This is a genomic window from Prosthecobacter sp. (genome assembly GCF_046154365.1).
Lineage (GTDB): Bacteria > Verrucomicrobiota > Verrucomicrobiia > Verrucomicrobiales > Verrucomicrobiaceae > Prosthecobacter.
Window position 1 is genome coordinate 1 of record NZ_JBJXFV010000208.1, and the last position, 15,840, is coordinate 15,840.

Here is a 15,840-nt window from a genome sequence, read left to right on the forward strand (position 1 = left end):
GTGGCTATCTTTCAGCGGCTTGATGTTCAACTCCATTCTCACTCTAAGGCATAGAATAGCCATAGGGTACACTGGTATTTTTGAGAATCTATAGCCCTCTAATCTACATCATTCCGGCGACGCACCCTGTCTCTACCTTCGCGACTTCAACCACAGGAGATCCGTTTTACGTTGCTAATGGTTTTTTGCATGTGCGCCAAGGCTACACGTCTGGTGCTGCTTTTTCTGGTAGCCTCACTTTCAATGGCAAGACACTCGCCGACTTGGGTTTGACACCCAGTAGCAACCATGCCCTCTTCTTGAGGGATAGTGTGGGTAATATCGTTGACAATTTTGACGTTCTTGTCGGCGCAGTCCCAGAACCCTCCCGTGCGCTTCTCCTCGGCTTGGGCGTGGCCGGGATCGTGTTCCGCCGCCGGCGTCAGGGCAAAGCGTAAGGGCTGAATGGAAGATGGCGGGAAGATGCTCAAAAAGTGAACCCGTCGATCCTTGCCGGATGGGTGCCGAGCTGGGCCACAGGCATCCGTAACGATTTCTGGGCCGAAGAGGGCGGAAATAACGAAAATCCGAGTTTCGTAATGATTTTCGAGAGTGGATGAGCCAGAGTCATCAAAGGCTTCCCGCCTTACTGCCTCTGCCCACGATGAATGCTGACCTCCATCTCGAACCGATCGGCTACCAGTGGGTGTGTCGGCATTTTCAGGTCAATCCGATGCCCTACCACGTCGAGTCTTACGTCGGCAAAACCGGCCGGAAAAGCCGCGAAGAGGGTGGCAGGCTGATCGAAATCTATCCGCAGGGCCAGCACCGGACGGAGACGATCTTTGACCACCTCGAATTCGCTCTTAAGCGCGAAGGTCTGCACCTGGCCTTACTTCGTGCGGTCTTGCCGCGCCTGTCTTTGGACGAGGTAGCGGCGTATGTGGCTTCGAAACCTTCGGGGATCTATGCACGCAGAATCGCCTATCTTTTCGAGGCCTTCTCCGCTCAGCGCCTTCCTTTTGAGGACATGAAGATGGGCAACTACGTCGATCTGATGGACCGGGAGCTGTATTTCACACGTCCAGGAACACGCCAGCCCCGCTGGCGAATCGTGGACAATCTGCTCCACACGCTGGATTTTTCACCCCTGCTGCGGCGCACCCGCACCATCCAGCCTGAACGCGATCAGGAACTGCATGCCCGCTGTGCCAGGGCCATTCAAGAGGTGCCACCGGAGGTTTTCCATCGAGCCATGCGTTTCCTGTATGCCAAGGAAACGCGCACCTCCTATGCCATCGAGCGGGAGACTCCCACGCAGAAGCGGGCCGAGCAATTCATGGCGCAATTGGAGCGGTCTGCGCGTGAAGATTTCCTCAACGAAAAGGCTCTTGTCGCCCTCCAGCAAGCCATCGTGGACCCCCGCTTCGCCGCCGATGGCTGGCGGCAGACCCAAAACTACGTCGGGCAGACACTCGCACCCGGCATGGAGGACATCCATCTCGTGCCCCCCAAGGCCGAGGACATCGATTTCTTGATGCGCCAATGGCTGGCATGTTCCGCTCAGCTTGCAGAGACTGAGTTCGTGCCGCCCATCGCTGCTGCGGCCGCTGTTGCCTGGTTGTTCGTCTTCATGCACCCCTTTCTTGATGGGAATGGCCGCATCCATCGCTTCCTGATTCATCATGTGCTGGCCCGCCGAAAATTCGGTCCACCCGGCGTGCTCTTGCCCGTCTCTGCAGTGATCCTGAACCGGCCAGCACAGTATGATGCCTCGCTGGAAGCTTTTTCGGTTCCTTTGAAGGAGCGGACTGATTATGAACTCGATGCGCAGGGTGGCATGAAGGTGCTCAATGAAACATTGGATTGTTTCCGTTATGTGGACTGCACCGTGATGGCAGAGGCCCTGTATCGGTTTATCGAGGAGACCATCGAAACGGAATTACCCGCTGAGCTGCGCTATCTGCACCGCTATGACGCTGCTAGGAAAGCCATGCGTGACGTGGTGGACCTGCCCGAAACGACGGCCAACCTTTTCATCAAGCTGTGTCTTCAGAATGATGGGCGTTTATCCAAGTCCAAACGCAAGCTGCCTGCCTTCTCGATGATCACTTCTGAGGAGATGGACCTGCTCGAAGAAGCGCTGCGAGCTGCCTACGATTTAAAGACGTCTGACGAATAAGCCTCCTCCTTGCCAGATCCGACACAGCTTTTGCTGGCATGTTTTGACAGGTGCGGGCGTTTAACCACGCGACCAACCATGAAACGACTGCTTTTCACCTCCCTGCTGCTCTCCGCCCTGACTTTGCCGTGCTCTTTGATGGCTCAAGACGCCAAGGCGAAGGGAAAAGGCAAAGCCAAGCCCAAACGCCCCGACGCGGTCGGGCCGGCGATTGGCGCGAATGTGGCGACGCCGGTGTCGAACATCAAGACGCTGAAGGACTTCAAGGTGGAGCTCATTTACAGCGTGCCGGGCGGCGAGCAGGGCTCGTGGGTGAACCTCACGACGGATGACGCGGGCCGCATCTACGTGAGCGACCAGTATGGCATGCTCTACCGCTTCAAAGCGCCCGCCGCAGGCCAGACGCTGAGCGCTGGCGACATCGAAAAGGTGCCTGCCGACATCCGCGGCGTGAACGGCATGCTCTTTGCCTTCGGGGCGCTGTATGTCGGCGTGAATGATTACGAGAAAAAGATCCCCAGCGGCATCTACCGCATCAGCGACAGCAACAGCGACGACATGCCGGACAAAGTCGAGATGCTGCGTGAGTTCGACGCGGGCAGCGACCACGGGGTGCATGCCATTTTGAAGACGCCGGACGGCAAGGGCCTTTACCTCATCAGCGGCAACAACGCCGTGCTCAAAGAAGGCCCGAAGGCCGGCACACCGGACAGCTCGCCCGTCGCCAAACTGTGGGGCGATGACCATCTGCTGCCGCGCATGCCGGACGGTCGCGGTCACAACCGCCACGTCATGGCGCCCGGCGGCATCGTGTATCGCTTCACGCCGGATGGAAAGACCTTCGAGATCTTCGCCAGTGGCTTCCGCAACATCTACGACGGCGGCGTGAACCGCGCAGGCGAGCTCTTCGTCTATGACGCGGACATGGAGTATGACTTCAACACGTCGTGGTATCGCCCCACGCGCATCAACCACGTCGTCAGCGGCGCGGAGTTCGGCTGGCGCAACGGCGCGGGCAAGTATCCCGAGTTCTACATCGACAATCTGCCCGCCACGCTGAACATCGGCCCCGGCTCGCCCACCGGCTGCACCTTCGGCTACGGCGCGAAGTTCCCCGTGAAATACCAGGAGGCTTTCTACGCGCTCGACTGGAGCTGGGGCAAAATCTACGCCGTGCATCTGAAGCTGAACGGCAGCACCTACACCGCCACGAAGGAAGAATTCGTCACCGGCGGCCCGCTGCCCGTGAGCGATGCCATCATCGGCAAAGATGGCGCGATGTATTTCACCATCGGCGGCCGCCGCGTGCAGAGCGGGCTGTATCGGGTGACTTACACGGGCACAGAGAGGACGGATATCCAAATCGGTGGTCAAAGCGGCTCAGCGCCGCCAAGTGAGCCACGCCGCATCCTCGAAGCCTTCCACGGCAAACAAGACCCCAAAGCCGTCTCCACCGCCTGGCCGCATCTCAGCAGCACCGACCGCTACATCCGCGCCGCCGCACGCACCGCGCTGGAGCATCAGCCGCTCGCCGAATGGCGGGACAAAGCCCTCGCCGAAACCAACGTCACCGCGCAGCTCGAAGCGTTGCTCGCTCTCACCCGCCGCACCGGCGTTTGCCAGACCCATCGGACCGATCCATCCTATCAGCCCGATGCCAAATCCCGCGACGCCATCCTCGCTGCGCTGCTGAAGCACGACTTCGCCAAACTCACGCCCGAGCAACGCCTCGGCTACGTGCGCCTCATCGAGATCGTGTTGCACCGCTTTGGCAATCCCGACGACGCCACCGTCGCCGCGATCATCGCGAAACTCGATCCCGCGTATCCCGCCGACAACTTTGAGCTCAACTGGCTGCTCACCGAAACGCTGGCCTACCTCCAGTCACCCAGCGCCGCCGCGAAAGGCATGGCCCTCATCGCCGCCGCCGAAAGCCAGGAGCCGCAGATGGAATACGCCCGTAGCCTGCGCTTCCTCAAAGCCGGTTGGACGCCGGAACTCCGCACGCAGCAGCTCGAATGGTTCCTGAAGGCCGCGAACTACAAAGGCGGCTCCAGCTTCGACAAATTCATTGAGTTCATCCGCAACGACACCCTCAGCACCTTCACCGACGCCGAGAAAACGCAGTTCGCCGAGCTCATCGCGAAGAAACCCGAGCGCAAAACCGCCATCGAAAACGTCGGTGCCATGTTCGTGGGCCGCACACCCACGATGTGGACGCTCGACGAACTCAGTGCCGCCACCAAGACCGGCATGAAAGGCCGCAGCTTTGAGAACGGCCGGAAGATGTTCAGCGCCGCCGCCTGCTACACCTGCCACCGCTTCGGCAATGCGGGCGGCATGACCGGCCCTGATTTGACCGGCGCTGGCGGACGCTACAGCCCGCACGACCTGCTCGACCAGATCATCAACCCCAGCAACGTCATCAACGAGCAGTTCGCCCCCATCGTCGTCACCAAAAACGACGGCAGCATCATGACCGGCGTCGTCGTCAACCTCAGCGGCGACGGCGTCACCCTCAACACCGACCTCACCGACCCCAATCAGCGTGTGAACGTCGATCGCAAAGAAGTGAAGAGCATCGAACTCAGCAAAGTCTCCCCCATGCCCCCGATGCTGCTCGCCATGCTCAAAAAAGACGAAATCCTCGACCTCCTCGCCTACGTCCTCAGCGGCGGAAATAAGGAGCACGCGATGTTTGGTAAGTGAGGAGACTCACAAAGCCGGACGCACGGCCTTCTGAATGTCCGCCTTCACCTTGGCCCAAGTCGTTTTGATGAGGGTCGCCGGTGTTTCCGTGTCCTCGGCGTCATCGAAGTAGATCATGCTGCGCAGCGGGATCATGGGGTCATGGTTGGGAAAATTGCGGGCGTAGCAGTCCAGCACCTTATCCAGTCCCAGCTCCTTGAGCAGCGTGTGCAGGTCGTAGAAATCCTTTTTCGCCCCGCGATTGCTGATGGCCCCGTGCTTCATCGCGACCACATCAGGCAGGCTCATCATTCGTACCCCTTCAACCGTTTCATACGGATGCAGCAGTGGATATGGATAGGTCACAAAGCCCACCTTCACATCCTCGACGAAGGCCATCATGCCATTGCTGTTGTCGTTCGTGAGCTGAAAAGATGGGAAATCCGCCGCCAGGGCCGCCGACACGATCTTGTTGTCGAACTTCTCCGGGCGGAAGAAGTCGAGGTCCACCGACATGCGGTGCCCGAAGCGAAGCGCCAGTGAGGTGCCTCCAACCAAGGCGAAACCCTCCGTAGCTGGATGCGCACAAAGCCGCTTCAATAAATCCAGGGTGCCTGGGGGAACGGCTTCGCAGTGCAGCATCGGAAGTCCTCCTTTCTCAATCCAAGCGCTAGGCAGAGCAGGGCGACGTTTTGCGGGCTAATGCTGCGAAGCTGCGTCACCACACTGCGCAGACGTTCATCTCCATAGTGCCGCCGAATGGCACGCCAGCCTTCCAGCGCCCCCACGACCAACACGCGTTCAATGATCTGCTTTGCATGTTTCTCCAGATCGAGCTTCGCCGGGTCCACATCCCAAAACCACCCCTTGGGTAGTCCCAGCGGCGTTTTTGTCGGACGATTGGCGGGCTTGGACAATTCCATCAGACGAAGGTGCTCGCCTCTCTCCAAACCTCAACCCGTCATCAGCCAGAAACCTCCCCCTGCCAACGATACCAGTTTTTCATGAAACTACTCTCTCATCCTCTGTGTCCTCTGCGGTGCAACATCCACGCAGGCTCCTCGTTCTCGCATCATGCACCGTGTCCTCGCTCTTCTCCTTCTTGCCGTTTCTCTGAGTGCTGCCGAGCCGCGAGATGACGCCACCTGGCTCCGTGAAAAAGGTGCGCTCATCTTCCATGATGCCTTTGAGCGCGAGGAGGACGGCAACCTCGCCAAGGCCATCGGCAACGGTTGGAACAGCGCCACGGCGGATCGCGTGCCGCACATCAAGATGGCGGATCTGGATGAGGGCCTCTTGAAAATTGCCAGCGCATCCATCGAGGCCAAACATGCAGCGCATATTCATCATGAGGCAGGCTTTGCTGATGGCGGCGCGGTGGCGCGCTTCCGCTTTCCCGGCCTCAACAAAGGCGAAACGCTGCAACTCGGCTACGTGGACCGTGAAACGACGAAAGGCGTCCATGCCGGTCATCTCTGCTACGGTATTCTTTCGCGGAGCAGCATCACCCTCGTCGATCACAAGACCGGCATCATGAACCTCGAAAATCGCAAGCGCCGCGACGATGCCGTGGCCAAGAAAGAGAAGATTCCCGCCGACTTGGAAACACTGCTGAAGACCAAGAGCATCACCGTGCCTTACCACGCCGATACCGAATGGCATGAACTCGTCCTCGTCACCGAAGGCGATGAAATGCGCTTGAGCATCGACAGCAAGCTGCTCGCGAAGCACCGCTCCGAAGGCTTTGCGCACCCGATGAAGCGCTGGTTCAGCTTTTTGGTGAACAATACCGTCTGGATCGACGATGTGAAGATCTGGAAGGTGCGTTGAAAGCCTGCACACATCTCATCTCATGAAAACATCTTTGCTTCTCTCCCTGTGCCTGACCGCCTGTTGCGCTGCTCTCCAAGCCGCCACGCCGAATATCATCCTCATGATGGGCGATGATCACGGCTGGGAGGAGACCGGTTATCACGGTCATCCGCATGTGAAGACGCCTGTATTGGATGAAATGGCCGCCACAGGGCTGCGCATGGATCGTTTCCATTCCGCGCATCCGAGCTGTTCGCCGACGCGGGCGAGTTTTCTCACGGGTCGGCACCCGAATCGCATGGGCACGTTCGCGCCGGGCTGGTCGTTCCGGCCGGAGGAGATCACCAGCGCACATCTTTTGAGCCAAGCCGGCTATCACTGCGGTCATTTCGGCAAATGGCATGTCGGCGCGGTGAAAAAGGAGTCACCTGTCAGTCCGCTGTCGATGGGATTTCACGAGTGCCTCTCGCATGACAACTTCTTCGAGCTGAATCCTGCGCTCTCGCGCAACGGCGGCCCGCCGCAGGTTTTCAAAGGCGAAAGCTCCGCGATCCTCATCGACGAGGCCATCCGCTTCATCGACAGCGCGAAACAATCCCGCAAACCCTTCTTCACCATCGTGTGGTTCGGCTCGCCGCATGAGCCTTACAGCGGCTTGCCCGCAGACCTCGCGCTCTACGACGACTTGCCCGCGAAATACACGAAAAAGGTCAAACTCACCTCAAACGAAACGGGCGGTCCGACACAGCGGCCTCAAGGCGAAGTCCTGCGCGAGCGCTATGCGGAGATCACCGCCATGGACCGCGCCATCGGCACGTTGAGAAAACATCTCGCCAAACAAGGTCTGCGCGACAACACGCTGCTCTTTTACTGCGGCGACAACGGCACTTCCGCCGATGCCGCGCTAGGGTTTCCGCATCGTGGCGTAAAAGGCCAGGTCTATGAAGGCGGGACGCTCGTCCCAGGCCTCATCGAATGGCCCGCGCGCATTCCGCAGCCGCGCACCACCAGCGTCCGCGCCACCACCAGCGATCTGCTGCCCACACTCGCCGCCATCACCGGCCAGCCGCTGCCAAATCGACCCATCGACGGCATCGACCTCACACCCTTGCTTGATGGCAAGATGACCGAACGCTCGAAGCCTCTCTACGTTTGGGAATGCAACATCGGCAAATCCAAAGGCGAGCCATACATCGACCCGAAGCTGCAACAAGGCACCACGCCGCTCGCCAAAATGGCCGGGGGCAAAGCCACGCGCGACTTCTCCAACTTCCGCCACCCCACGATCACTGACGCCGACTACCTCGGCCCCCGCGCCATCATCGACGGCCACTTCAAGCTCGTCATCCACGAGCAAAACAAAGGCGACCCCAAGCACGAACTCTTCGACCTCCAATCTGATCCCGCCGAGAAGACCAATCTCATCGAGCAGCAACCCGCCACGGCCGAAAAACTACAAACGCAACTGCACGAATGGCAGCGGTCCGTGCTCCACAGCCTCACCGGCGCGGATTACCAGCAGTGAGTTGTCCGCAACCTGCCTATTGGACCTGAAATGAGTAGAGATCCGCGTCGTTCAGCACAAAGCGCAGCCGCACCGGCTTCCCAGCGAGCGAGCTGACATCGCTGCCATTCTTCCAGGTCATGGTGCGCTCGATGGTGTCGCCGAACTGCGGCTCGGCATCAGCGAGCGTGAAGCCTGGCAGCGCTTTGCCATCTGCGCCCTGAATCTCAATTCGAATGCCGCCAGCGGCGGAGCTGGCAAAGTTCATCGTGAGGGCTTTGCCGGTGAAAGTGATCGGCTTGGTGATCAGCTCACCGCCCTTCATCGGTGCATGAATGGAGACGAAGCCATCCAGCCGCAGCGTGTAGCGGCGCAGGGCGCTGCTGGTGCCGGTCCAGTAGTTTTCGCCCGCATAGAGCGAGAGTTCATTCGGTGCGCCTGCGAGCGCAGATTTCGTCTCGACCACATGCCACGCGATGTATTGCTGCCCGTAATTCCAGGTGCCTTCGCGCTCGATGCCCGGCGGCAGGAAGGCTTCGTTCCAGCGCTTGAATGTCACGCCATCGCGGCTGGCCATGAGCAATCCTTCCGTGATAGCCGTGCCGTAGCGTTGATTTGCCTTCGAGCGCCATTCGCGGTGCTCCAGTTCCGGCAGCGCCATCGGGATTCACCGTCCCCATCATGCCATGCGGAATGACGATGTTGTTGGCCTTCGAACCCTTGAACTCATGCACGCCGAGTTCCAGCTTCCGCTAGTGAATGCCGTCATCGCTTTCCACGTTGCAGCAGAACAGCGGATGCTCGCCCGTGTTGACCTTCCCATCTGTCACCGTGAGCTGCCAGGCCTTGTAATACATGCGATATTTGTCCCCATCGCGAAAGATGCTGTGATAGCCGCTGCCGCTGCCCTCCCACGGCATGTCGTGCGTGATGGCGATTTCCTGCGGCTGCGGATGATGCAATCGTTGCTCCGCCTTGCCGGTGAGTTTGTCGATCAGGACGTCATCCACGAACAAATCGCGTCGTGAGCCGATGTTGATGGGATCGGCAGAAAGGGAGGAAAAAGCCAGGAGAGCAATGAGGAGCTGTTTCATGGCAGAACCACGCAGCAGGTTGGTAAAATAATGGCGGGTAAAATGATGTTCTGAAGGAATCCTGCTTCCCCATCATTTTACGCTTCATCATTCTACCAATCAGATGACCGTTGCCCGCACTACCGATCCCACGCCGCAAAGCCGCTGCCTCTTCGCACTGGCGTGGTGCGACATCACACCGCCAGCGGACATTTATCATCGCATGTGGGGCGCGGCGAAGCATGAGCGGGCCACAGGCGTGCATCGCCCGCTGCGGGCCACCGTGGCCGTCTTTGCACTGATGGAAGGCAGCGAGCGGCAAATCCTGCTCGCACTCGATCATTGCGTGATGGGAGCCACCGAGCATGCGAATCTCGTCGCTCAAGCGGCGGAGATTGGCGGTGTGGCGAAGGAGGAAATCCTCGTCGTCTTCTCGCACACGCATGGTGCGGGCTTGATGGGCCTGGATCGTGCCTCGTTGGCCGGCGGCGATCTCATTCCGCCGTATTTGCAGTCGCTCGGCGAAAAGGCAGGTGCTTTGATCCGCGACGCCATCGCGGCGCTACAACCCGCGGGCATCGTGTATGGCCGTGGAAAGTGCTCGCTGGCCACGCATCGCGATTTTTGGGACGGGAAGCAGTTCGTCTGCGGCCACAATCCCGGCGTGCCTGCCGACGACACCGTCATCGTCGCCCGCGTGACCGATGATGCGGGAAACATGCTCGCCAGCATCGTGAACTACGCCTGCCATCCCACCACGCTCGCATGGGAAAACACGCTCATCAGCCCCGACTACATCGGCGCGATGCGAGAACTCGTCGAACGTGACACCGGCGCTCCGTGTTTGTTCCTGCAAGGTGCCAGCGGCGAACTCGGCCCGCGCGAAGGCTTTGTCGGCGACACCGCCGTCGCGGATCGAAACGGCCGCGAACTCGGTTACGCCGCGCTTTCGGCCCTCACCGCCCTTCCTGCCGCTGGGACGACCTTTGTCTATGCCGGCCCCGTCGTCTCTGGTGCCACGCTCGGCGCGTGGAAGCATCAAAGCATCGACATCGACGAAAAAGCCACCTGGAAGCTCCAACGCTGGCATGAGCCGCTGAAGTATCGGCCCGGCCAGCCCACCATCGAGCAAACCCAGGCCGAACTCGATCAATTCAAGGCCGACGAAGCCGCTGCCCGCGCCGCAGGCGATGAAACCCGCGCCGCCGACAGCCGCGCCATGGCCGAACGCAAAACCCGCCTCCTCCATCGCCTGCACCAGCTCCCACGCGGCGAAACCTATCCCCTCCAAGTCGCCCTCTGGCACCTCGGCGATGCCCTCTGGCTCGGCGTCCAAGGCGAAAGCTACAGCCACCTCCAAACCGAACTCCGCCGCCGCTTCCCCGACAAAATCATCCTCATCGCCACCATCGCCGCCGACTGGGGAGCCTCCTATCTGCCGCCACGCGAGCTTTACGACACCGGTATCTACCAAGAAAGCATCGCTGTCGTCGCAGCGGGGAGTTTGGAGCAATTGATTGAAGCGGTGGCGGCGCGCATCACGGCGTCGGCTTGAAGCCCTCATTTCTCAACGCATCGCGCGCTGGGCAGCACTGCGTTCGGGGTGCTCAAAGGCTTCGTCAAATGCCTCAAGCATGCTTTTGCTCATTCCAAGCGCACGGCCGACCTCGCGCCAGCGGGAGACGGCGCTTTCGACCTCGCGGAGGATCTGCTTTGCCTTCGGCAGGGGCAGGCGGAAGTAGGCAATGACGCTCATGAGCGCGTCGATGCTCGCTTCCGGGCCGGTTTCCTCCGAAATCCAGGTCTTCAGCTCACGCAGGCGCTCGGGGAAGGGATTCAGATCAAAAGCGGGGGCGAGCTGCCAGTGGCCGTGATGCAGATGGAGAAAACCATGGTTGTGCAGATGGTCGTCCACATTGGTGATGAGGATGGAGAAGGCGATCCGCCGCCATAGCTCGTCAATATCCTCCTGCGCCGCCGCTCCATGCCTGCGGATGGCATCCACGATCTCGGTGTAATGATGCTCGCGGCCGCTCGTGGTGTCCGCGCCCAGCAGCGTGGCGGCGGAGACGTACATGAGCCTGCCGCCCTCCGGGGTGCGGTCAAAGCGGCGGATGAGGGCCACGGCCATGCCCGCGCTTTCGATGAGGCGAGCCTCGGCCACACAGATGCCTGCGGCTTTGGCGAGCGTCATGGCCAACACCTCGCCATGAGTCACGGCGCGCTCGTCTTTCACACTGGGAAATTTGCCAAGGGAGAGACGGCCATCATCATCCACGACCGTGCATTTCGGGCGCATGCCGCCGAGTGAGGTGCCATTTCCCCGGAGGTAGGCGAGGTCAGCGGCGGTCTCGCTGTCCGACTCCACCGCATGCGTCGCCGCCAGCAACCGCCCCAACTCCACGAGAGGCGGCGCGGTGCGGCGTCCAGGCTCAGCAGCCCGGCAAAAGACGCCCTGTTCGTCGCAAAAACGCAGCGCTCCGACGCGGCTGGCATCATCCACAGCCAGGAGAAAGTCCATGTCGTTCAACGCGGCCTGCGGCGCTTGCTCACCCGCGCGGCGTGCCTGCTGGCGACGCTTGGCATGGTCGCGCAGGATCACACGCCGCGCCCAGCCGTCCGGCTCCGTGTCCGCGATGGCCGCGTGAAACACGGAACCCTCCTTCGACGTCGGATGAAACTGCGGCCCCGTCACCAGCGGCAGCGCTGGATCAATCGCAAAACGATCCGCGCTCTTCAGCCAGGCATCCGCATACTCAAAGGCGGCCCGCTGGCGTGTGCCCACTGCATCGAAATGCAGCGTGCCGATCTGGCGTGCCTCGTTTCCCAGAAAGACTTGGATCGTTCGCTTCATCGTGAGCCGGGAGTTTTTTTCACACGGATGCGTTTGGGCAGCCGCTCCTCGTCTAGCAGGAGGCCCGTGTCATCGCGGCGGGTGTCCGCCAGCTCGCCCAGCGCCTCGCCAAAACCCAGCACGAAGAGCGCCATCGCATACGCGCCCATCGCGACAGCGGCGTCGCCCTTTTCGATGCGCGTGTAGGTGCTCTTCGCCACGCCCACACGCTCCGCCATCATCGCGACGGTGAGATGGCGTTTACGCCTCGCACGGGCCAGATCAGCACCAAACTTCGTCAAGGAGCGGCGCAGTCCAGGCGGGAAAAGATCATGGGTGTTCGAGCGCATATTAAAGTTCATCAATGAGTTGATAAATCATTTATTGGCTCATGTATCGTTCTTTATGGCGCGGGTGTCGAGTCGTTTCTCGGATGCTCAAACGAGTCGCTGAGATGAAGCTAATGTATTTATCAGCGTCCCATTAGCGTCTTATCAGCGGTTCAAAGCCTCTCTTCTCCATCATGAGAATCACTGCCATCGAAACGCTCGTCTGCCATGCGCGGATGCGAAACTGGGTCTTTGTCAAAGTCGTTACCGATCAGCCCGGCCTCATCGGCTGGGGCGAGGCGACGCTTGATGGATTGAGCGCGAAATTGAACGGAATGCCTGGCAGGGGCCTTATTCGATAAGCCTGCGTATTCATGCTTTGGACAGCCACGGTCCGCCGGGCTGCCAGTTTTGGTCGAAGGTTTCGCCTCGGCTTGCTGCCAGGGCGGGAGGAACGATGAAGGTCGCAACGAATGTCACGACCTCTTCCAGAGGCGGAAACGGCTTGGTCCGCACGGACTTTTTGCCGAACGCTGCCCACATGGCCTGGCGTCTTGGATCGCTCCAAAACTCTTCGGTGAATCCGACGGGCACAACCGCAGAAAGTGCCTTGGCGCGTCGCTCAAAGGTGGCTCGGATGGATTCACTGACGGCTCGCCCCTCAAAGGCAAAGCCTTTGGCGAGGTGCCACAAGTCAAAGTAGTCCTTCATGCGTGTGTTCAAGAGTCCCAGCGTGGCGGCAGCTTCGAACTTTTCAGCGATGGATGTCTCCATGCGATAGGCGCGAACTTCCGGGGCCGGCATTCCGATGAGGGACGGAATTTGCAGCAGCACGGGTTCAACGGCAAAGCCGTCGCCGTAGCCCACATCCACTTGAACGTGTAGCCTGGCGCTGCCGAGCATTCCTTGAAGCGTGACGCGAACTCCGACATAGATCTCTTCAGCACGGATCAACTCAGCCTGAACAGAAGCAGGCTCAAACACCACGCCATCGTCCTCGACAGGCTCCGCGCAGATCTCGGCAAATACGGCCTTCAATGCCTCAGGGGAGGAATCGCCAAAACCCAGCAGATCCACGTCTTTGGTCACGCGATGGGGAATGTGCTGCCACGCGGCAAACAGCATCGCTCCTTTGAGAATGAACTGAGTCCGGTATTTGGAGGCGACGAGCCGAAACAGCAGGCGCTCGATGGCATAGCGGGTGAGAAGCACGTTGTAGTCCAGCCCCTTCTCCGTCATCACGTTGAGCAGGCGGTCGCGAACTGATGCAGCCACATTTTTGAGAGGGGGTTTCGGCTTCATGTGATCAGCATGTCAAAATAGGGCCGCATGATGTTCGTCATCCGGCACACTTTGGCAGCCTGCCACAGCTCGTCTGAGCTGGCTTTCTTTTTCTGCCATGCATCGCGCAGGGCCTCAGCGGCCACGGTGATCCCGACCTTGGTTCGATGTTTGAAACAGTCAGCCACCGTTTTGGCCGCGCTGGTGATCCGCACTGTGACACCGTCCATGAGGTGCTCCTCGATGCCGTGAGAATAGCTCTCCCCAGAGGCCCATGTGATGTCGAGCTGAGGATTCGTGATCCGTGGCCGCTTCACTCCCTTCGGCAGGAGCACATAGATCACCTCGGGGTTTTCCGTGGTCAGATCGTGATAACGAAGCGCCGTCAGAAGACAGATCACGGCTTTGGGGCATCTTGCCGCCAGTTGAGCAAGAGAATGGTGCTCGGTGATGTCGGCACTTTTGCGCATGTAAAGCCCGCGCCCGGTTCTTCGCAGCGCTCCACCCTCCACGAGCTGTTTGAGCCGGTAGCGGGGGACTCCGACGGGGGCTAGGTCCCGCGCACGAAAAACGCTCTGCTTGGCAAGGGGGCGGATCTCTTTGGGCAGTTTAGCTGGCATGCCCTGATCATACCGTGTTACTGCACTTGGTGTCAATGGGAGTAAAAACGTATGCATGACAGCCAGGGGAGGCGGGGCGCATAGTGCAGACCGAATCGGATGCGAGGTAGCTGGGCTTTTAAATTGTCCGACCATTCCAAACCCAGCTTGCATAAAAGTCGCCCCCAAGTGAGCAGGCATCTGTATTTTCGACCGCTGTGCGTATCGCCTGCAGCTCCATCCGCAGATCACCACACTGCCTGGGTTTTGTTTGTGATTTTAACCGCTAATGTGACGCTGATAGAACGCTAATGGATTGATCAGCGTTCCATTAGCGTCATATCAGCGGTTCAAAACCCTCTCCTCCCATTCCATGAAAATCACCGCCATCGAAACCCTTGTCTGCCATGCGCGGATGCGAAACTGGGTCTTTGTTAAAGTCGTCACCGACCAGCCCGGCCTCATCGGCTGGGGGGAGGCGACGCTGGAGTGGCACACGCGGAGCATCGTGGGTGCGATTGAAGACATGTCGCACCTGCTCATCGGCGAGGACCCGACGCGGGTGGAGTATCTGTGGCAGATGATGTATCGGCAGCACTTCTGGCATGGGCACGGCATTGTGCGGGCCACGGCCATCGCGGGCATCGACCTCGCGCTGTGGGACATCGTGGGCAAGGTGGCGAACATGCCGCTCTCGAAGGTCTTCGGTGGTCCGGTGCGCGATTGGGTGCGCACTTACTGCCACCTCGGCGGCGGAAAGATGGAGGACTTTTATCAAACGCCTGCCGACAACGCGAAACGCTTCGCCGAACTGGCGCAGCAGGCCGTGGCGGATGGTTACATGGCCTTCAAAAGCATGGCGGTGCCGAGCACGATGCCCATCGAAGGCATGAAACCCGTACGCGCTGCCGCAGCCGCCGTCGCGGCGATGCGTGAGGCCGTGGGGCCGGACATCGACATCATGGTTGACTGCCATGCGCGGCCCTCGCCGGCCATGGGACTCAAATTCGGCAAAGCACTCGATGATTTCGGCCTCTACTTCTTCGAGGAGCCCTGCTGGCCGGAGGCCGTCGATGGCTTGGCGAAGATCAATGCCGCCCTCACCACGCCCGTGGCCAGCGGCGAGCGCGTGACGAACCTGGAGGCCTTCAAAGACATGTTTGAAAAGCGAGCGGTCGAGATCTGCCAGCTCGACATCACGCACTGCGGCGGTCTCAGCGCCGCCAAACGCATTGCCGCGCTCGCAGAGGCCCATCGCATCGCTTTGGCACCGCACAATCCGCAGGGTCCCGTCAGCACCGCCGCGTCGCTCGAATTCGGATTCTCACAGCCGAGCTACATCATCTGCGAAACCGTGCACAACGACGTGCCGTGGCGTCAGGACGTGGTCGAGGAAGGTTTCACCATCGAAGCCAAAGGCCGCATCGTCCGCCCGAACACCAAACCCGGCCTCGGCATCACCATCAACGAAGCCGAGGTGAAGAAGCATCCCTTCCAGCAGGAGATTGTCCTGCGTGAATTCAGCCCCGATGGTGCGGTGACGGACTGGTGAATTTTTGC

Annotated in this window: 16 protein-coding genes; 8 read left to right on the forward strand and 8 right to left on the reverse strand. The window is 60.0% G+C overall.

Features of this window, described 5'->3' with window-relative positions; genetic code table 11:
* Nucleotides 1–311 precede the first annotated feature (311 nt).
* The 3 genes from ACKVY0_RS26535 (at nucleotide 312) to ACKVY0_RS26545 (ending at nucleotide 4,870) form a co-directional block, all read left to right on the forward strand.
* Nucleotides 312–437, forward strand: a complete 126-nt coding sequence (locus ACKVY0_RS26535; RefSeq protein ID WP_409217911.1) for a PEP-CTERM sorting domain-containing protein — start codon at nucleotides 312–314, stop codon at nucleotides 435–437.
* A 206-nt stretch (nucleotides 438–643) separates the two neighbouring features.
* Nucleotides 644–2,161, forward strand: coding sequence for a Fic family protein (locus ACKVY0_RS26540; protein WP_409217890.1), 1,518 nt, complete (start codon nucleotides 644–646; stop codon nucleotides 2,159–2,161).
* A 78-nt stretch (nucleotides 2,162–2,239) separates the two neighbouring features.
* On the forward strand, nucleotides 2,240–4,870 hold the full coding sequence (locus ACKVY0_RS26545) for a c-type cytochrome (RefSeq protein ID WP_409217891.1): 2,631 nt from the start codon (nucleotides 2,240–2,242) through the stop codon (nucleotides 4,868–4,870).
* A 6-nt stretch (nucleotides 4,871–4,876) separates the two neighbouring features.
* On the opposite strand, the gene ACKVY0_RS26550 is transcribed toward ACKVY0_RS26545, so the two are convergent.
* Nucleotides 4,877–5,491, reverse strand: a complete 615-nt coding sequence (locus ACKVY0_RS26550; RefSeq protein ID WP_409217892.1) for a nucleotidyl transferase AbiEii/AbiGii toxin family protein — start codon at nucleotides 5,489–5,491, stop codon at nucleotides 4,877–4,879.
* The gene (locus ACKVY0_RS26555) at nucleotides 5,446–5,772 is read right to left on the reverse strand and encodes a DUF6922 domain-containing protein (protein ID WP_409217893.1); all 327 of its coding nucleotides are present in this window, start codon (nucleotides 5,770–5,772) and stop codon (nucleotides 5,446–5,448) included. Before ACKVY0_RS26555 ends, ACKVY0_RS26550 begins: the two co-directional genes overlap by 46 nt.
* A gap of 151 nt (nucleotides 5,773–5,923) precedes the next feature.
* On the opposite strand from ACKVY0_RS26555, the gene ACKVY0_RS26560 reads away from it, so the two are divergent.
* The gene (locus ACKVY0_RS26560; protein WP_409217894.1) at nucleotides 5,924–6,679 is read left to right on the forward strand and encodes a hypothetical protein; all 756 of its coding nucleotides are present in this window, start codon (nucleotides 5,924–5,926) and stop codon (nucleotides 6,677–6,679) included.
* A gap of 22 nt (nucleotides 6,680–6,701) precedes the next feature.
* Nucleotides 6,702–8,186, forward strand: a complete 1,485-nt coding sequence (locus ACKVY0_RS26565) for a sulfatase (protein WP_409217895.1) — start codon at nucleotides 6,702–6,704, stop codon at nucleotides 8,184–8,186.
* Nucleotides 8,187–8,202: 16 nt separating this feature from the next.
* On the opposite strand, the gene ACKVY0_RS26570 is transcribed toward ACKVY0_RS26565, so the two are convergent.
* Together ACKVY0_RS26570 and ACKVY0_RS26575 are read right to left on the reverse strand one after the other, a co-directional pair.
* Nucleotides 8,203–8,826 carry a hypothetical protein gene (locus tag ACKVY0_RS26570; protein ID WP_409217896.1) on the reverse strand — a complete coding sequence of 208 codons (624 nt, stop codon included), beginning with the start codon at nucleotides 8,824–8,826 and terminating at the stop codon, nucleotides 8,203–8,205.
* 91 nt (nucleotides 8,827–8,917) lie between these two features.
* On the reverse strand, nucleotides 8,918–9,259 hold the full coding sequence (locus ACKVY0_RS26575; RefSeq protein ID WP_409217897.1) for a hypothetical protein: 342 nt from the start codon (nucleotides 9,257–9,259) through the stop codon (nucleotides 8,918–8,920).
* Between the two features lie 103 nt (nucleotides 9,260–9,362).
* Between ACKVY0_RS26575 and ACKVY0_RS26580 the strand changes: the two genes are divergently transcribed.
* Nucleotides 9,363–10,793, forward strand: a complete 1,431-nt coding sequence (locus tag ACKVY0_RS26580; protein WP_409217898.1) for a hypothetical protein — start codon at nucleotides 9,363–9,365, stop codon at nucleotides 10,791–10,793.
* Nucleotides 10,794–10,805: 12 nt separating this feature from the next.
* Here the strand turns inward: ACKVY0_RS26580 and ACKVY0_RS26585 are convergent, their stop codons facing one another.
* A complete protein-coding gene (locus ACKVY0_RS26585; RefSeq protein WP_409217899.1) occupies nucleotides 10,806–12,092 on the reverse strand; it encodes a type II toxin-antitoxin system HipA family toxin in 1,287 nt (428 codons plus the stop codon).
* A complete protein-coding gene (locus ACKVY0_RS26590) occupies nucleotides 12,089–12,421 on the reverse strand; it encodes a helix-turn-helix domain-containing protein (protein WP_409217900.1) in 333 nt (110 codons plus the stop codon). The genes ACKVY0_RS26585 and ACKVY0_RS26590 overlap by 4 nt, the downstream gene beginning before the upstream one ends.
* A 173-nt stretch (nucleotides 12,422–12,594) precedes the next feature.
* Here ACKVY0_RS26590 and ACKVY0_RS26595 point away from each other — a divergent pair, with 173 nt between their 5' ends.
* Entirely contained in the window at nucleotides 12,595–12,762 is a 168-nt protein-coding gene (locus ACKVY0_RS26595) for a hypothetical protein (RefSeq protein WP_409217912.1), read from the forward strand.
* 10 nt (nucleotides 12,763–12,772) lie between these two features.
* On the opposite strand, the gene ACKVY0_RS26600 is transcribed toward ACKVY0_RS26595, so the two are convergent.
* Both ACKVY0_RS26600 and ACKVY0_RS26605 read right to left on the reverse strand, forming a co-directional pair.
* Nucleotides 12,773–13,702 (reverse strand): nucleotidyl transferase AbiEii/AbiGii toxin family protein, encoded by a 930-nt coding sequence (locus ACKVY0_RS26600; protein ID WP_409217901.1) that lies wholly within the window; start codon nucleotides 13,700–13,702, stop codon nucleotides 12,773–12,775.
* A complete protein-coding gene (locus ACKVY0_RS26605; RefSeq protein ID WP_409217902.1) occupies nucleotides 13,699–14,358 on the reverse strand; it encodes a type IV toxin-antitoxin system AbiEi family antitoxin domain-containing protein in 660 nt (219 codons plus the stop codon). Before ACKVY0_RS26605 ends, ACKVY0_RS26600 begins: the two co-directional genes overlap by 4 nt.
* Before the next feature lie 295 nt (nucleotides 14,359–14,653).
* Here ACKVY0_RS26605 and ACKVY0_RS26610 point away from each other — a divergent pair, with 295 nt between their 5' ends.
* Nucleotides 14,654–15,832 (forward strand): enolase C-terminal domain-like protein, encoded by a 1,179-nt coding sequence (locus ACKVY0_RS26610; RefSeq protein WP_409217903.1) that lies wholly within the window; start codon nucleotides 14,654–14,656, stop codon nucleotides 15,830–15,832.
* The last annotated feature ends 8 nt before the right edge of the window (nucleotides 15,833–15,840 follow it).